This is a genomic window from uncultured Bradyrhizobium sp., from assembly GCF_947648125.1.
Classification (GTDB): Bacteria; Pseudomonadota; Alphaproteobacteria; order Rhizobiales; family Xanthobacteraceae; genus Bradyrhizobium.
This window is the reverse complement of the sequence record NZ_CANSMR010000003.1, coordinates 244585-260747: the sequence shown is the minus strand read 5'-3', so window position 1 is coordinate 260747 and position 16163 is coordinate 244585. Positions and strand designations below refer to the sequence as shown.

Annotated in this window: 16 protein-coding genes; 5 read left to right on the top strand and 11 right to left on the bottom strand. The window is 65.9% G+C overall.

The genetic code is table 11. The annotated features are described in order from the left end of the window. Positions 1-62: 62 nt before the first annotated feature. Both Q0030_RS08195 and Q0030_RS08190 read right to left on the bottom strand, forming a co-directional pair. On the bottom strand, positions 63-827 hold the full coding sequence (locus Q0030_RS08195) for an anti-sigma factor (protein ID WP_298365230.1): 765 nt from the start codon (positions 825-827) through the stop codon (positions 63-65). A 67-nt stretch (positions 828-894) separates the two neighbouring features. Then, positions 895-1383 (bottom strand): sigma-70 family RNA polymerase sigma factor, encoded by a 489-nt coding sequence (locus Q0030_RS08190; protein ID WP_092124724.1) that lies wholly within the window; start codon positions 1381-1383, stop codon positions 895-897. Between the two features lie 174 nt (positions 1384-1557). Between Q0030_RS08190 and Q0030_RS08185 the strand changes: the two genes are divergently transcribed. The 4 genes from Q0030_RS08185 to Q0030_RS08170 all read left to right on the top strand — a co-directional run bounded on the left by Q0030_RS08185 (position 1558) and on the right by Q0030_RS08170 (position 5464). Then, positions 1558-2157 carry a histidine phosphatase family protein gene (locus Q0030_RS08185; RefSeq protein WP_298365226.1) on the top strand — a complete coding sequence of 200 codons (600 nt, stop codon included), beginning with the start codon at positions 1558-1560 and terminating at the stop codon, positions 2155-2157. 74 nt (positions 2158-2231) lie between these two features. After that, complete coding sequence (aroC, locus tag Q0030_RS08180) at positions 2232-3320, top strand: chorismate synthase (protein WP_298365224.1); 1089 nt, start codon at positions 2232-2234, stop codon at positions 3318-3320. A 50-nt stretch (positions 3321-3370) separates the two neighbouring features. Then, positions 3371-4564 (top strand): adenylate/guanylate cyclase domain-containing protein, encoded by a 1194-nt coding sequence (locus Q0030_RS08175; protein ID WP_298365222.1) that lies wholly within the window; start codon positions 3371-3373, stop codon positions 4562-4564. 12 nt (positions 4565-4576) lie between these two features. Beyond that, complete coding sequence (locus Q0030_RS08170; RefSeq protein WP_298365220.1) at positions 4577-5464, top strand: DMT family transporter; 888 nt, start codon at positions 4577-4579, stop codon at positions 5462-5464. 6 nt (positions 5465-5470) lie between these two features. On the opposite strand, the gene clpS is transcribed toward Q0030_RS08170, so the two are convergent. After that, entirely contained in the window at positions 5471-5776 is a 306-nt protein-coding gene (gene clpS / locus Q0030_RS08165; RefSeq protein ID WP_021076758.1) for an ATP-dependent Clp protease adapter ClpS, read from the bottom strand. A gap of 273 nt (positions 5777-6049) precedes the next feature. On the opposite strand from clpS, the gene Q0030_RS08160 reads away from it, so the two are divergent. Further along, positions 6050-6901 carry a DUF1194 domain-containing protein gene (locus Q0030_RS08160; RefSeq protein WP_298365215.1) on the top strand — a complete coding sequence of 284 codons (852 nt, stop codon included), beginning with the start codon at positions 6050-6052 and terminating at the stop codon, positions 6899-6901. 93 nt (positions 6902-6994) lie between these two features. On the opposite strand, the gene Q0030_RS08155 is transcribed toward Q0030_RS08160, so the two are convergent. From Q0030_RS08155 to Q0030_RS08120, 8 genes are all read right to left on the bottom strand, one after another. Continuing rightward, entirely contained in the window at positions 6995-7828 is an 834-nt protein-coding gene (locus Q0030_RS08155; RefSeq protein WP_298365213.1) for a nucleotidyltransferase domain-containing protein, read from the bottom strand. 53 nt (positions 7829-7881) lie between these two features. Beyond that, positions 7882-9123, bottom strand: coding sequence for a class I SAM-dependent RNA methyltransferase (locus tag Q0030_RS08150; RefSeq protein ID WP_298365211.1), 1242 nt, complete (start codon positions 9121-9123; stop codon positions 7882-7884). After that, a complete protein-coding gene (locus Q0030_RS08145) occupies positions 9116-9889 on the bottom strand; it encodes a TlyA family RNA methyltransferase (RefSeq protein ID WP_298365209.1) in 774 nt (257 codons plus the stop codon). Before Q0030_RS08145 ends, Q0030_RS08150 begins: the two co-directional genes overlap by 8 nt. Further along, the gene (locus tag Q0030_RS08140) at positions 9886-10449 is read right to left on the bottom strand and encodes a nucleoside 2-deoxyribosyltransferase (protein WP_298365207.1); all 564 of its coding nucleotides are present in this window, start codon (positions 10447-10449) and stop codon (positions 9886-9888) included. Before Q0030_RS08140 ends, Q0030_RS08145 begins: the two co-directional genes overlap by 4 nt. Positions 10450-10587: 138 nt before the next feature. Further along, positions 10588-12516: a 1-deoxy-D-xylulose-5-phosphate synthase gene (gene dxs / locus Q0030_RS08135; RefSeq protein WP_298365205.1), complete on the bottom strand. Its 1929-nt coding sequence runs from the start codon at positions 12514-12516 to the stop codon at positions 10588-10590. 541 nt (positions 12517-13057) lie between these two features. Beyond that, positions 13058-13309, bottom strand: a complete 252-nt coding sequence (locus Q0030_RS08130; RefSeq protein WP_028334494.1) for an exodeoxyribonuclease VII small subunit — start codon at positions 13307-13309, stop codon at positions 13058-13060. 125 nt (positions 13310-13434) lie between these two features. Beyond that, positions 13435-14361, bottom strand: a complete 927-nt coding sequence (locus Q0030_RS08125; RefSeq protein ID WP_298365200.1) for a histone deacetylase family protein — start codon at positions 14359-14361, stop codon at positions 13435-13437. A gap of 108 nt (positions 14362-14469) precedes the next feature. Next, positions 14470-16140: a bifunctional metallophosphatase/5'-nucleotidase gene (locus Q0030_RS08120; protein WP_298365198.1), complete on the bottom strand. Its 1671-nt coding sequence runs from the start codon at positions 16138-16140 to the stop codon at positions 14470-14472. Positions 16141-16163: the final 23 nt, after the last annotated feature.

The window sequence follows — 16163 nt, the reverse complement described above, 5'->3', positions numbered from 1 at the left end:
TGGATTCACTTACTCGAAACGGCACAAGGTCGGCGGCTGATCTCCCGTAGATTTACGGAAGGTCAGCCGCCGTTCTTCTCCATCTGATCGTAGACGGCCTGCGCGACCTGGGTCAGGCGGGTGCGGTCGGTGCCGCCGCTGACGACATAGGCGACGCCGCGATCGGCCCAGAACAGCGCGCCGTCGCTGCCCTGCACGGCATAGCGCATCTGGGTCGCCTCGGTTTTCGCCTTGGCGGTGTAGACCGTGAAGCGCTCGCCGGACGTGCTCTCATACATCAGGAACGACGCCGGCCCGCTCGGCCCCGGCAGCAGGCGGCCGCCGACCAGCTTCAGCCCGGTGAGGTCGGGTGCGCGGACGTCCCAGCCGCAGCGCTTGGTCAGCCATTGCTGCAGATGATCGCGCTCGCTGCCGGGCACCTCGACGGGGTGACGGACCTCGACCACGTAGAGGCGGTGCGCATCCAGCGCATCGAGCGTGAAGCTCTGGAAGGTCGACGGCGTTGCCGAGGCGCCGCGCGCGATCCAGCCGACGCCGCCGCCGGCGATGAAGGCCATCAGCGTCGCCGCCACCGCGCCATAGACCCAGCGGCGCGGCTGGCGCACCAGCCGCTCGAGCTCGAGCCGCTTCGGCACCGCCTCGTCCAGCACCGTGTCGTAGCGCGCATGCAATGTCTCGGCCATCGCACGCCATGACTGCACCCGCGCCGCATCGTCGGGATGCGCGGCGAGCCACGCCTCGACATCGCCGCGGCGTTCGGCCGGCAGCTCGTTGTCGACGTAGGCGTGCAGCTCGTCTTCGGTGACGGGGATATTCGGGTTGGTCATATCAATTGTCTCTGCCAAATCTTGTTCGAAAAACGTTCATGCGTAACACCTGTCATCGCGCACATTATCATTTCACCCGCCTCAGCGCCGGGCGCTGGCCCTCGATCGAGGCCCGCACATGGGCGCGCGCGCGGGCGAGGCGGGACATCACCGTGCCGATCGGCACGCCCTGGATATCGGCGACCTCCCGGTAGCTCATGCCCTCCAGCATCACCAGCAGCAGCACTGAGCGTTGCTCCTCGACCAGCGTCGACAGCGCGCGCTCGATGTCGCGTCCCTCGGCCTCGGTGCCGCTGGCGTCGGCATTGTTGTCGAGCAGCGGCATGAAGGCCGGCCGCCGCGCCAGCGAGCGCCTGCGGTTCTTGTTCAGATTGGTCAGGATCGTGTACAGCCAGCTCCTGACGTCGCCGCCGAGAAACAGCCGCTCCGAGCGCAGCGCGCGCACCAGCGTGTCCTGCACCAAATCATCGGCGATATCCGAGTCACGCACCAGCGCGCGCGCATAGCGGCGGAGCGCTGGAATCATGGCCTCGACACTTTGACGAAACGCGGTCATGCATCCCAGCCTTCGATGGTCGCGGCGATAGCCGCCTTGCTCAACATAACACCCTATCGGCGTCGCTATTCCGGTTGCGCCGAGCTGCGCGCATAGCGCCTCGGCGGCGGCCGATTTGGGCTTGTCGCCGGCCAAAGTGCTGGTGTACCTCCGAGCCGGAAAAATGCGAAGCGAATGCCGGTGCCAACGATCTACTACATCCGCCACGGCGAGACCTCATGGAACGCCGAAGGCCGGCTTCAGGGCGTGCAGGATATTGCTCTCAACGAGCGCGGCCGCGCCCAGGCGGCGCATGCCGGCCGCATCCTCGCCGATCTGCTGGCGCGCGACGGCCGTGACAAGACGACGCTGCCGTTCGTCGCAAGCCCGCTGCTCCGGGCGCGCGCGACCATGGAGCTGGTGCGCACCGAGCTTGGCCTGCCGCTGGGCGACTACGCCCTCGACGCGCGGCTGCGCGAGATCGCCTACGGGACGTGGGAAGGCTCGACATTGGCGCAGGCGCAGGCCGCCGACCCAGCCGTGTATGCCCGCCGCCTCGCCGAGAAGTGGACGGTGTCGCCGGAGGGCGGCGAGAGCTATGTCGGGGTGCAGGCGCGGATGACCGAATGGTACGGCTCGGTGACGTCGGACACGGTCGCCGTCGCACATGGCGGCACGGCGCGGGCGCTGATGGTGGCGCTCGGCTTCGAGACCCCGGCCTCGGCCGCCGACCTCGCAATCGAGCAGGGCGCGGTCTACGTGTTCAGCGCGGCGGGCCTGCAGAAGTATAGTTAAGGGCGCCGGTCAGCCGCGTACTTGGGGCCATGAAACCCGTTTGACGCTGCCGACCCTGCGCGTTACGACACGCCATGTCCTTCAATACTTTCGGCCATATGTTCCGCGTCACGACCTTCGGCGAAAGCCATGGGGTCGCGATCGGCTGCGTGGTGGACGGCTGTCCGCCGATGATCCCTCTGACGGTGGAGGAGATCCAGCACGACCTCGACCGCCGACGGCCCGGCCAGTCGCGCTTCACCACCCAGCGCAAGGAGCCGGATGCGGTGAAAATCCTGTCCGGCGTGATGGCGCATCCGGAGAGCGGCGTGCAGGTCACGACCGGCACGCCGATCGCGCTCCTGATCGAGAACACCGACCAGCGCTCGAAGGATTATTCCGAGATCAAGGACAAGTTCCGCCCTGGCCATGCCGACTTCACCTATGAGGCGAAATACGGCCTGCGCGACTATCGCGGCGGTGGGCGCTCCTCCGCCCGCGAGACCGCAACCCGCGTCGCGGCCGGTGCGATCGCGCGAAAAGTCCTGCCCGATGTGAAGGTGCGCGGCGCGCTGGTGCAGATGGGTCCGCACAAGATCGATCGCGAGAAATGGGACTGGGACGAGATCGCCAACAACCCGTTCTTCTGTCCCGACAAGGACAAGGCGGCGTTCTTCGAAAGCTATCTCGACGGCATCAGGAAGAGCGGCTCCTCGATCGGCGCCGTCATCGAGGTTGTCGCCGAGGGCGTGCCGGCCGGCCTCGGCGCGCCGATCTATGCCAAGCTCGACAGCGATCTGGCTTCCGCGATGATGAGCATCAACGCCGTCAAGGGCGTCGAGATCGGCGCCGGCTTCGGCGCCGCCGAACTGTCAGGCGAAGAGAACGCCGACGAGATGCGGACCGGCAACAATGGAACACGTTTCCTGTCGAACCATGCCGGCGGCGTGCTCGGCGGCATCTCGACGGGCCAGCCGGTGGTGGTGCGCTTTGCGGTCAAGCCGACGTCCTCGATCCTGACCACGCGCCGGACCGTGGACCGCAAGGGCGCCGACACCGACATCCTGACCAAGGGCCGCCACGACCCCTGCGTCGGCATCCGCGCGGTGCCGGTCGGGGAGGCCATGATGGCCTGCGTTCTGGCCGACCATTTTCTGCGCGACCGCGGGCAGACCGGGCGCTGATCCCCTATATACTGCTAGCCACCGGATCGGGTGCTCGCTTGGGGAATGCCATGAACGCGTCGGAGCTTCGGGACATCATCGCATGGATGATCGGCGGCGCGCGATCGGCGCCGACCCCGGCGCAGATGATGGCGGAATGCTGCGAACGGCTGGTCCGGGCCGGCCTGCCGTTGTGGCGCGTCGGCGTCTTCGTGCGCACGCTGCATCCCGAGATCTACGGCCGCCATTTCATCTGGAAGCCGGGCGCCGAGGTCGATACCGGCAGCGTTGATCACAACATCCTGGACGCCCCGGAATTTGCCGTCAGCCCGCTGGCGATCGTCCTCAAGCAGGGCGTCGAGGTGCGTGCGCGGCTCGACGACCCCGCCAGCAAACGCTTTCCCATCGTCGTGGACCTGCAGGCCGAGGGCGTCACCGACTATATCGCGGTGCCGCTGATCAACACCGCCGGCCCCCCCAACGCCTCGAGCTGGACCACCAAGCAGCCGGGCGGCTTCACCGACGAGCAGCTCGACGCAATCCGCTCGATCACCGTCCCGCTGTCGCGCTACATCGAGATCGTCACGCTGCGCCGTACCGCCTCGCTGCTGCTCGACACCTATGTCGGCAATCGGGCCGGCGAGCGCATCATGGGTGGCCAGATCCGGCGTGGCCACGCCGACACGATGGATGCCGCGATCTGGCTGTCCGACCTGCGCGGCTTCACCGCGCTGTCGGACCGCTTGCCGGCCGAGACCGTCGTCGAGATCCTCAACCTCTACTTCGATTGCCAGGTCACCGCGATCCGTGACCATGGCGGCGAGGTGCTCAAATTCATGGGCGATGGCCTGCTCGCGGTGTTCCCGGTCGACGAATATCTCGGCGACGAGGCGCAGGTCTGCTCGCGGGTGCTGGAGGCTGCGCGCGCGTCCCGTGCCGGGGTCGAGGCGCTGGAATTCCCCAATGGCGATGCCGTCGAGCGCTTCCGCTTCGGCGTCGCGCTGCATCTCGGACGCGTGCTCTACGGCAATATCGGCGGCGGCAACCGGCTCGACTTCACCTGCATCGGCCCTGCGGTCAATCTCGCCGCTCGGCTGGAGAGGATCGCCGGCCGTCTTGGCCGCACCGTCGTGGCTTCCGAGCGCTTCGCCGGCATTCACGACGGCGGCTGGAGCGATCTCGGCGAGTTTCCGATCGCAGGATTTGCCAAGGCCGAACGGGTCTACGGCCTGTTCGACGAGGCGCCGATTGCGGCTGCCGGCTAGCGGCTGCGCACGGTGACTGACAAGGACGCGCAGCATCGCACCGGGATCGCGCTGGTCGTCGCGGCTGCCGCGGCCTGGAGCACTGCGCCGTTCTTCACCCGGCTGCTGCACTTCGATTCCTGGACCATCCTGTTCTGGCGCGGGTTGTTCGGTGGCGGCGCGATCGCGCTGTTCCTGGTCGCCACGCAGGGCTGGCGCGGCGCGCGCGATCTCGTCGTGATGCCCGCGAGCGGATGGCTGGTGGCCGGCCTCTCGACCTTCGGCATGGTGACGTTCATTCCGGCGCTGCAACTGACCAGCGTCGCCAATGTCGCCATTCTCATCGCGATGCAGCCGTTTGCGGCGGCCGCGATCGCCTGGCTTTGGCTCGGTGAGCGGGCGCGGCCTGGCACATTGCTGGCAAGCCTCGTCGCGCTCGCGGGTGTGGCGATCACCGTCAGCGGCGCCGGCGGTATCACGGATTACAGGGGTATCGGCCTTGCCTGCGTGATGGTGCTGGCGATCTCTCTGATGACGGTGGTGATCCGGCGGCACAAGGGTACGCCGATGATCGCCGCCGCTGCGCTCTCGAACTTTCTCGGCAGCGCCGTGAGCTTGCCGTTGGGGCTCGGCATCGGCGCGGTCACCGGCGCCGATCTCGGCGTGCTCGCGATGTTCGGCGTATGCCAGGTCGGTCTCGGCCTCACGCTGTTCACGGTCGGCTCGAGGTTGCTGCCGTCCGCGCAGGCCTCGTTGATCGCAACTCTCGAAACGCCGCTGATGCCGTTCTGGGTGTGGCTGGCGTTTGCCGAGGTGCCGTCGCCGCGTGCCCTGATCGGCGGCGCGCTGGTGATGGGGGCGGTCGTCGCCGACATTGCGCTGAGTCAGCGCGCACAGCTTACGCGGCCAGCCGAGCGGTGATGGCCGCTACTCCTCGGGCTCGGTGGTGAACAGCAGCGGATAGCCCTTGGCGCGGCCGGCATCGGTGGCGCGCGTCGCCTTGGTCTCGGCGACATCCCTGGTGAACACCGCGACCACGCAGACGCCGCGCTGATGCGCGGTCAGCATCACCTTGTAGGCCTGGTCGTCGGTCATGCGGAATTCACCCTTCAGCACGGTGACGACGAATTCGCGCGGCGTATAGTCGTCGTTGACCAGGATCACCTTGTGCAGGCGTGGCCGCTCGACCTTGGTCTTCGTCCTAGTCTTCGGCTTGACGACGGTATCGGGCATCGCACTCCCTCGCGATTGCTCCGTAAGAATACCGTCTTCCCGCACATGTTGGAACCGTTCGATTTGCACGGCGTCATTGCGGCGACGGCACGGCGCGCGTTGCCGCATTCGCGACAAGTGATGTCCAACCTGCAAGCGTCTAACCCGCAGGCGTCTAACTTGCAGGCCTCTAACTTGCAGGCCTCTAACTTGAATGTGAAGAACAGATGATATCTGCGCTTTTCGCCGCCTGATTTGCGTGTCACCATGACAGGACACGACGGGAGGGCCGCAATGCGCTGGTATGTCTCGATCGGAGTGGTGCTTGTCGCGGGCATGTTGGCCAGTGGCGATGTGGCCGGTGTTGCCGCGCCCGGCCCGGGAACTCAACCCGGCCAGCGCATCACCGAAAAGGAATCCACGCCGAGCGTCGACATCGAGTTGATCATCGCGGTCGACGTCTCCTATTCGATGGACATGGACGAGCTCGCGATCCAGCGTGAGGGCTATGCGCAAGCGATCGTTTCCAAGGAGTTCCTGCAAGCGCTGAAGGCCGGCCCCAACGGCAAGATCTCGATCACCTATTTCGAATGGGCCGCCTCCAACGACCAGAAGGTCATCATTCCCTGGCGGGTGATCGACGGCCCTGAATCCGCCGATGCAGTCTCCGCCGAGATCATGAAGACGGCGGTGCGCCGCGCCTCGCGCACCTCGATCTCGGGCGCGATCTATTTCGCGATCCCGATGTTCGACGAGAATCCGCATCGTGGCCTGCGCCGCGTGATCGATATTTCCGGCGACGGCCCCAACAACAACGGCACGCCGATCACGCCTGCGCGTGATGCGGCGCTCGACAAGGGCATCGTCATCAACGGCCTGCCGATCATGGTGAAGGAGCCGTCCTACTCGACGATGGATATCGAAAATCTCGACTGGTACTACGAGGACTGCGTGATCGGCGGGCCGGGCTCCTTCGTGGTGTCGATCAAGGATCGCGAGAAGTTCAAGGAAGCGATCCGCACCAAGCTGCTGCTCGAGGTCGCCGGCCGTACCCCCGAGCGCCCGATCGTGCGGACCGCCGAGAAGGAGCCACGGGTCAGTTGCACGATCGGTGAGAAGATCTGGCAGGATCGCTGGGGGCGGTAGCGCTCGCGTAGGATGGGTAGAGCGAAGCGAAACCCATCAATTCCGCTGGACGCGATGGGTTTCGCTGCGCTCTACCCATCCTACGATTCCTTGCTAACCCGCCGCACAAATCTCTCGAACGTCGCTATCGAGTTCGCGCAGCGTCTGCATCGCGGCGGCGTGCTCGGCGGCGCCGATCTGCCGCCACATCTCGGCGACACGCCCGGCGAGATCGCGAACCGTCACCGGAAATTTCGCTGCTTGCGCCAGCGCGCCCTTTTCGTTGATCAGATACTGCCCGTTCAGCGAAAAAAGCACCTGACCCATGCACGCCAGCGCGCGATAGGCGCAGCCGGCGATATGCGTGCCGTCGCCGCGCGGCACGGCAAGCTCGGCATTCTCGATCGCGAACAGGATTTCCCATTGAAAGCGCCGCACCAACGCATCGCGCAGACCGGGCGGGTAGGGCGCGGTCTTTGCCTTCAGCGCTGGGACGAGGCCATCGGGATCGTGCAGGATCCGGCACAGCGCAACCTCGCCCATCCAGATCGCCGAGCAGAAGCCGTGCGGATGGCCCGGCTGGTAGTGCATGCTGATCTCGCCGTTGCGGCAGGCGTCGATGACATCAGCGACCTCATCGATACTGCGGTAGAGCAGATCGACCTTTCGGCCTCCGATCGTAAGCCAGGCGCCGCCGACGATCCACGGCCCCCATTCGCCGACCGGCGTCACATGGGCAGCGGTGGGATCATCGACCAGGCCCGTCACGGCCGCGCGCAGTCGATCGACGTCCAGCGCGGCGCCATCCCGATAGTAGAGGCCGAGATCGGTGTCGGAGGTTTCATGGGCTGTGCCGCGGGCCCGCGAGCCACCGAGCACGATGGCGGCGACGCCGGGCACGTCGGCAAGGACGGGAATGATACGTGCGAGCAGCGGATCATGGGACATGCGACGCGGATTATAGCGAGACCGCCGCCTGCTGCGATAGTCGCAGCGAAGTCTCAGCGTGCGAAGCGCGCCACCAGCTCGACATGCGGGGTGTGGCGGAACTGATCGACCGGGGTGACGCCAGCGATCTTGTAGCCACCATCGATCAGGATTTTTGCGTCGCGCGCAAACGTCGCGGCGTTGCAGGACACCGCGACGACCGTCGGCACCTTGCTCGCCGCAAGCTGGGTGACCAGCGCCTGCGCGCCCTGCCGGGGCGGATCGAACACGACGGCGTCGTAGTCGCGCAATTCCTGCGGCATCAGCGGGCGGCGGAACAGGTCGCGCGTCTCGGCCTTGAGCGGCTTCAGCCCCGGTGTCGATTGCGCAGCCTTTTGCAGCGCCGCGACCGCGCCGGCGTCGCTGTCGAAGGCCGTGACGCGCGCCTTCTCGGCGAGGCGGAGCGCAAACGGGCCGACGCCGCAAAACAGATCGGCGATGTGCTTGGCGCGTCCGCAATGCTCGCGAACCAGCGCAGCCAGCGTCTCCTCGCCCTTGACGGTCGCCTGCAGGAACGAGCCCGGCGGCAGCACGACCTTCACCTTTCCGATCGCAACCTCCGGAGAGCTGCGCTGCAGCACCAGTTCGCCATGCCGTGTCAGCCGCGCCAGCCGGTGTTTCTCCGCGACCCGCGACAGAGTGGTGATCAAGCTGGTCGGCAGCGCGCCGGAGCCGCGCACGTCGATGTCGAGACCATTGAGGGTCGCGGTCACCTGGATGTCGAGCGGCTTGCCGATCGAGATCAGCGGCTCGGCTGTGGCCCAGGCCGCCTCGAGCGCGCCGTCGAGCGCCGGATCGAGGATCGGGCAGCGGTCGACCGGGATGATGTCGTGCGAACCGGCAGCAGCGAATCCGACCTTGAGGACCTCATGGGTGCCCATGCGTCCGTGCAGCGTGATGCGGCGGCGGCCCGCGCCATGGGCGTCGAGCAGCGGCGCGACTTCAGCCGCGACCTTTGCCTGCGCCAGCGTCTCGACCACGATGTTGCGTTTCCAGGCGTGATAGCCTTCGTCATTCCAGTGCTGGATCGCGCAGCCGCCGCAGACGCCGAAATGCGGGCAGAACGGCGCGATCCGCTCGGGGCTTTCCTGCGTTACCCGCACCAGCCGCCGCCGGTCGGGATGATTGCCCGGGACGTTGTCGACCTCGACGGTTTCGCCGGCCAGCGTGTAGGGCACGAAGATCGACTGCGCGCCGTCGATCGCGACGCCGTCGCCGCGATGGCCGACATGGTCGATGGTGAGAAGCTCAGCCACGGCGCGCGCCGAGGAAGAATTCGATATTACCGTCGCCGCCGGTGATCGATGACGGGAACACTTGAATGTCGGTGCAGCCGAGCGAGGCGGCAAAGGCAGCGATATCGTCGCATATCTCCTGGTGCACCATCGCATTGCGGATAATGCCGCGCTTGGCGTGCTTGCGCGCCGCCTCGAATTGCGGCTTGATCAGCGCCAACAGATGCATCGGCGCCGCCGCCAGCGACAGCGCCACCGGCAGCACCAGCTTCAGCGAGATGAAGCTGACGTCGATCACGACGACATCGGGCCGCGCCGGCAGCCGTTTGCCCTCATAATTCCTGATGTCGGTCTCCTCCATCGAGACGATCTTCGGATGCCCGTGCAGCGAGGGATGTAGCTGGCCGTGGCCGACGTCGATGGCGAAGACGAGGCTCGCACCATTGGCGAGCAGCACTTCGGTGAAGCCGCCGGTCGAGGCGCCGACATCGAGGCAGACATGGCCCTCAACGTCGATCGGATAGTGCTCGAGCGCACCGGCGAGCTTGACGCCGCCGCGCGAGACATAGGGATGCGCCGGTTCGGCCGTCAGTTCGGCACCGGGCGCGACGAGTTCGGATGCCTTCGCAATCGGTTTGCCGTCGGCGGTGACGAGGCCGGCGTCGATTGCGGCGCGCGCCCGCGCCCGGCTTTCGAACAGGCCGCGCTCGACCAGCAGCACGTCGATGCGCTTGCCGGTCGATGCGTTGTTGTCGTTGTCGCCCGGCTTGGTCACTTGCTTGGTCATTTGCCGCCCTGCCGGCGCTGCGCGGCGGCGAGCCGCACGCAGGTCTCGAAGGAGGTGAGGTCGTGCCAGAGGTCGGCCGCAGGCTCCCTCGGCGTCACCAGCGGACTGCCGTGCAGATCGAGCGCGTGCATCATCATCAGATTGTCCGGCAACCCAAACTCTTCCACCGTCAGCCCCTCGGTGTCGATCAGGCGTCCGTCGGATGCCGGCACGACCTGCTGCAGCCGCGCCACGCGATTGGCGTAGGACGTGGGATCGTTCGAATAAGCGAGGCACAGCTTGCCGCGTCCCGCCATGTAGCCGAGTTCGTAGACGGTGCCTGCGTCGGCACTGGGGCCGCGAAACGGCGTCAAATTGGCGATGATGGCGTCGGCAGACTCCATCATCGCCTCGTTGCTTTTGAAGATGGTGAGCGAGGCGCTGGTGGCCGTGGGATTGATGCTGTTGTCGAGCGGATAGAGCCCGGTCAGCCCGTGATAGGCGCAAACCTCCGCCTTGCGGCGGCCGATCTCCACGGCATCCGGCAGGAACACGTCAGGACCTGCCAGATAGATTTTCATGGACTTGCCGGCACCAGGGGCGCCGCCCGAGCAATGAGAGCGTTTTCAAGCGAAGTGGGTACCGGCTTCGCGTGAAGAAAACGCGTCAAAACAAAAATCCAGAGCTCCGTTCCGATTCAATCGGAACGGATAAGGGCTCTAGGCGAGCTTGACGGTCTCGGTCTTGTAGTCCTTGCCGAGGGTTTCGAACACCTTGGCAACGATGCTCTTGGCGTCGAGACCCGCGCGGGCATACATCGCCGCCGGCGAGTCGTGGTCGAGGAACACGTCGGGCAGGATCATCGAGCGGAACTTGAGCATGCCGCTGTCCAGCATGGCGTTGTCGGACAGGAACTGCATGACATGCGAGCCGAAGCCGCCGATCGAGCCTTCCTCGATGGTGATCAGGATCTCGTGGTCGCGGGCGAGCTTCATGATCATCTCCTCGTCGAGCGGCTTCATGAAGCGCGCATCGGCGATCGTGGCGGAGAGGCCGTGGGCCGCGAGCTCGTCGGCGGCCTTCTCGCACTCGGCGAGGCGGGTGCCGAACGACAGCAGCGCCACCTGCTTGCCCTCGCGGACAATGCGGCCCTTGCCCACCGGCAGGGGAATGCCGACTTCCGGCATCTCGACGCCGCGGCCTTCGCCGCGCGGATAGCGCAGCGCGCTCGGACGATCGTTGATCGCAACCTGGGTCGCCACCATGTGGACCATTTCCGCCTCGTCGGAGGCGGCCATGATCACCATGTTCGGCAGACAGCCGAGATAGGCGTTGTCGAACGAACCTGCATGGGTCGCGCCATCGGCGCCGACCAGGCCGGCGCGGTCGATCGCGAAGCGGACCGGGAGGCTCTGGATCGCGACGTCATGGACCACCTGGTCATAGCCGCGCTGCAGGAAGGTCGAGTAGATCGCGCAGAACGGCTTGTAGCCTTCGGTGGCGAGGCCGGCTGCAAACGTCACCGCATGCTGCTCGGCGATGCCGACGTCGAAGGTGCGGTCCGGGAACGCCTTGTTGAAGATGTCGACCCCGGTGCCCGACGGCATCGCCGCGGTGATGGCGACGATCTTGTCGTCCTTCTGGGCTTCCTTGACGAGGCTCTGGCCGAACACGTTCTGGTAGGCCGGCGCGTTCGGCTTGGCCTTGGCCTGGGTGCCGGTCGCGACGTCGAACTTGACGACGGCGTGGTACTTGTCGGCGGAGGCTTCGGCCGGGCCGTAGCCCTTGCCCTTCTGGGTCACGACGTGAACCAGGATCGGCCCGGTCTCCATGTCGCGGACGTTCTTCAGCACCGGCAGCAGATGGTCGAGATTGTGGCCGTCGATCGGGCCGACGTAATAGAAGCCGAGCTCCTCGAACAGCGTGCCGCCGTCCATCATGAAGCCGCGGGAATATTCCTCGACGCGGTTGGCGCGGTTGGCGAGGATCTTCGGCAGGCGCTTGTTGATCTGCTTGGCCGCCTCGCGCAGCGAACGGTAGGTCTTGCCGGAGTAGAGGCGCGACAGGTAGGCGCTCATCGCGCCGACCGGCGGGGCGATCGACATGTCGTTGTCGTTGAGGATTACGATCAAGCGCGAGTTCATCGCGCCGGCGTTGTTCATGGCCTCATAGGCCATGCCCGCCGACATCGCGCCGTCACCGATCACGGCGATAACGTTGTTCTTGCCGCCGGAGAGGTCGCGCGCCACGGCCATGCCGAGGCCGGCCGAGATCGAGGTCGAGGAGTGCGCGGCGCCGAACGGATCGTAGTCGCTCTCGGTGCGCTTGGTGAAGCCGGAGAGGCCGCCGCCGGTGCGCAGGGTGCGGATGCGGTCGCGGCGACCGGTCAGGATCTTGTGCGGATAGGCCTGGTGGCCGACGTCCCAGATCAGGCGGTCGCGCGGGGTATCGAAGATGTAGTGGATGGCAGTGGTCAGTTCGACCACGCCGAGGCCGGCGCCGAAATGGCCGCCGGTCACCGACACGGCGTCGATGGTTTCCTGGCGGAGCTCGTCGGCAACCTGCCGCACCTGCTCGACCTTCAGCTTGCGCAGGTCATCCGGCGTGTGAATAGTGTCAAGAAGCGGCGTTTTACTAAATGTGGTCACAGCGAATTTCCAATTTTTGCCTGTCGGAACGAACGGCCCGACGCGAGATGGGTTGGCGCGCTCACCGCGCAGCGAAAGCCAGACACTGGGTGCCGTCCCGGCAGGCCCTGCCTGGTTGTAAGCCTAGATTCACTCCGGATTGGACCACGTGATATGCATCACCTTGGTCGCTCTTCACCCGTCCCGGTTCAGTTTTGTCGAACCATTTGAGATGCATGCCGCCCGAAAAATTCGGGCCGCCCGCCACCCTCAAATGCCCATAGAACTGGAAGCATTACACCAAAGCCGTAACCAAAGCCAACCCGATAGGCGGCGCAGGGTTCCTATGCGCCGTCTTGAAAAACCTAGACTTTTCAATGCCTGGGGCCAAAGGCGGGTTCCAATTTGGCCATTTCAGCGGCAGCCGGCCGGTCCGGATCGGCCGGATTCGCAGCCGCAGCCGGTCGCCGCGGTCACCCCGCAGCGTGATGGATTGCCGGAAATAGGCAGCAACAATTGCCCGCCGCGGCGGACATCCTGTCGCAGGGCGCGGCCCGCGGCGCTACTGCACGTCGAGCGGCTCGGTGCCGGTCGGCTGGCCCGAGGCGTCGGTGGTGATCTTGTCGACGCGGGCTTCGGCCTGGCGCAGCAATTCCTCGCAGCGCCGCTTCAGCGCCTCGCCGCGCTCATAGATCGCGACCGATTCCTCAAGCGGGACCTTGCCGTCCTCGAGCCGCTTGACGATCGATTCGAGTTCCTCGATCGCGCGTTCAAAGGAGAGCTTCTTGACGTCCGCCTGCGTGTTTTCGGCCATTATGTGTTCCCAGTGCGCCGATCAGACCGTGATCGGATCTCGTCGTCCAAACATGACCTGTCGCAGGCCATGCTTGCCCCGGCGCAGAATCAATCGAATTTTTGCGGGCGTATTGTGGCGGGGATTCACGCGCCCATCAATGCGGTGACGTGAGATGCCACCGACTCTTTCAGGCCCTCGAGGTCGTAGCCGCCCTCCAGCATGGAGACGACGCGGCCGCCGGCGCTCTTGTCGGCGAGGTCCATCAGCTTGCGCGTGACCCAGCCGAAATCCTCGCCGGTCAGGTTGATCGAGGCCAGCGGATCGCGGTGATGCGCGTCGAAGCCCGCCGAGACGACGACGAGCTCGGGGGAGAATTTCTCGAGCTGCGGCAGGATCAGGTTCTCGAACGCGGAACGGAATTTGGCGCCGCCGTCGCCGGGCGAAAGCGGCGCGTTGACGACGGTGTCGTGCTCGCCGCGCTCGCCTGAAGCGCCGGTGCCGGGGAACAGCGGCATCTGATGCGTCGAGCAGTACATCACGGTCGGATCGGCCCAGAAGATATCCTGCGTGCCGTTGCCGTGATGGACGTCGAAATCGATGATCGCGGCGCGCTTGATGCCGTATTTGCGCTGTGCGTGGCGCGCGGCGATCGCGACATTGTCGAAAAAGCAGAAGCCCATCGGCGTCGATTTCTCGGCGTGATGCCCGGGCGGGCGCACCGCGACGAAGGCGTTTTGATGCTTGCCCTCCATCACCGCATCGGTCGCCGCCACCGCGCCGCCGACGCCGCGCATCACGGCTTCCCAGGTGCCCGGCGACATCGAGGTGTCGCCGTCGATATAGATCATGCCGGAGGTCGGCGCGATGTGGCGCAGCTCGCCGACATAGTGCTCGCCATGACAGAGCAGCACGCTGTCGAGGTCGCCTTCCGGTGCGAGGTCGCGCACCAGTGCCTTGAAGCGGTCTTCGCCGAGCACCTCGGCAACCGCGCGCAGCCGGTCGGGGCGTTCGGGATGTCCGGGTGGGGTCAGATGATCGAGGCAGGCGGGGTGCGTCAGAAGCAGTGTCATGCAAATTCCCGGCGCAATGGAGGCGCGTACGAGGAGTGCCTAATTTAGGCCGTTACCGGCTCGCCGGAAAGGCCTGTCTCCGCCCCACGGGTGTTCCACGCCCCCACTTCAATTGATCCGCTCGATCCGCTTGCCGGCCGCCGGGCCGACCGGGCTGTTGGCCTTGAAGTAGGCATAGAGCGCATCGACGTCGTAGATGCCGAACTGCTGCGCCGTTCCTTCCTTGAAGACCGTGAAACCGTCGCCGCCCTCGGCGAGATAGTTGTTCACCGTGACGCGATAGCTCGCGGCCGGGTCGATCGGCTTGCCGTCGAGCGACATCCGCGCGGCGATGATGCGCGAGCCATCGGGCTTGCTCGCATCCCACGCATAGGCAAAGCCCTTCGAGACCTGGAGAGCGCGCGGCCGTTTCGGGTCGGCCCACTGCTGCTCCAGCACGTCCTTGAGCTGCTTGCCGGTCAGCGTCATCGTCACCAGCTGGTTGCGGAACGGCTGGCTGGCGAAAATGTCGGCATAGGTGATGGCGCCGTCCTCGCGCTTGACGATGTCGGTCCGCACACCGCCGGGATTGGTGAAGGCGATCACCGCGCCGCCATTCGGCTCAGAACTGGTCGCGCGCAGCTGCGCGTCGGCGACGATATCGCCGAGCGGGCTTTCGCCGGTCTCGGCGGGCGTGCGCGACAGCGTTTCCGTGACCGAGCCGGCCGCGCGGTTGGCGATCGGCGCGGCCAGCCGGTCATAGGATTCCAGCAGCGCGCTCTGCTCCGGGTCCTTGGCGGTGCCGCCGATCTTCACGATGGTGTTGTCGGCCTTGGCGCTGATCACGTCATGGCTGTTCGGATCGAGCTGAAGGTCGATCGCGGTGACCAGCGTGCCGTATTTGTCGCCGGAGGTGACGAGCCGTCCGTCGATCTCGCAGACATAGGCCTGGTGGGTATGACCTGAGATCACGACGTCGACCGCCTTGTCGAACTTCTTGACGATGTCGACGATCGGTCCGGAGATGCCGGGGCATTCATTATAATCGCCGGTCGGAAAGCCGCCTTCGTGGATCAGGACCACGATTGCCTCGACGCCCTTCGCCTTCAGCTCGGGGATCAACGCATTGACAGTCTCGGCCTCGTCGCGGAATTCGAGGCTGGCGACGCCGGCCGGCGACACCAGGTTCGGCGTGTTCTTCAGCGTCAGCCCGATGAAGGCCACCGGAATGCCGTCGAATTCCTTGATCTCGTAGGGCGGAAACACCGGCTTGCCGGAGGCCTTGTCGATCGTGGAGGCGGCGAGATAACGGAACTTGGCGCCCGCGAAGGGATGCGGCCCCTGGCATTTGTCGACCGGGTGGCAGCCGCCATTCTGCATCCGCAGGAGCTCGTCCTTGCCCTCGTCGAATTCGTGATTGCCGACCGACGAGATCGCAAGCCCCATCATCGACAGCGACTCGATGGTCGGCTCGTCGTGGAACATGGCCGACAAAAACGGGCTCGCGCCGATCAGGTCGCCGGCCGCGACGAAGATGTTGTTCTTGTGGCCTTCACGCAGCTGCTTGACGACGGTTGCCAATCGCTCGGCGCCGCCGGCGGGCACCATGATCTTCTTGGTCGCATCAGCGGGATCGGTGATGCGGATGCCGCCCGGCGGCGGCCGCAGATAGCCGTGGAAATCGTTGATCGCGAGAATGCGCAGGCTCACCGGCGCGGCGGTCTGCGCCAGGCAGGGGCCGGCTGCGGCCAGTCCGAATGCGCAGAGCGCGGCGAGGGGCGTAAGGCGGGGCTGTCTCATGACCTGTCCATGGCGTGCACGAT

Coding starts and splice junctions, on each gene's coding strand:
- Q0030_RS08195 (WP_298365230.1), bottom strand. CDS start 827: ATGACCAACCCGAATATCCCCGTCACCGAAGACGAGCTGCACGCCTAC.
- Q0030_RS08190 (WP_092124724.1), bottom strand. CDS start 1,383: ATGACCGCGTTTCGTCAAAGTGTCGAGGCCATGATTCCAGCGCTCCGC.
- Q0030_RS08185 (WP_298365226.1), top strand. CDS start 1,558: ATGCCGGTGCCAACGATCTACTACATCCGCCACGGCGAGACCTCATGG.
- aroC (WP_298365224.1), top strand. CDS start 2,232: ATGTCCTTCAATACTTTCGGCCATATGTTCCGCGTCACGACCTTCGGC.
- Q0030_RS08175 (WP_298365222.1), top strand. CDS start 3,371: ATGAACGCGTCGGAGCTTCGGGACATCATCGCATGGATGATCGGCGGC.
- clpS (WP_021076758.1), bottom strand. CDS start 5,776: ATGCCCGATACCGTCGTCAAGCCGAAGACTAGGACGAAGACCAAGGTC.
- Q0030_RS08160 (WP_298365215.1), top strand. CDS start 6,050: ATGCGCTGGTATGTCTCGATCGGAGTGGTGCTTGTCGCGGGCATGTTG.
- Q0030_RS08155 (WP_298365213.1), bottom strand. CDS start 7,828: ATGTCCCATGATCCGCTGCTCGCACGTATCATTCCCGTCCTTGCCGAC.
- Q0030_RS08145 (WP_298365209.1), bottom strand. CDS start 9,889: ATGACCAAGCAAGTGACCAAGCCGGGCGACAACGACAACAACGCATCG.
- Q0030_RS08140 (WP_298365207.1), bottom strand. CDS start 10,449: ATGAAAATCTATCTGGCAGGTCCTGACGTGTTCCTGCCGGATGCCGTG.
- Q0030_RS08130 (WP_028334494.1), bottom strand. CDS start 13,309: ATGGCCGAAAACACGCAGGCGGACGTCAAGAAGCTCTCCTTTGAACGC.
- Q0030_RS08125 (WP_298365200.1), bottom strand. CDS start 14,361: ATGACACTGCTTCTGACGCACCCCGCCTGCCTCGATCATCTGACCCCA.
- Q0030_RS08120 (WP_298365198.1), bottom strand. CDS start 16,140: ATGAGACAGCCCCGCCTTACGCCCCTCGCCGCGCTCTGCGCATTCGGA.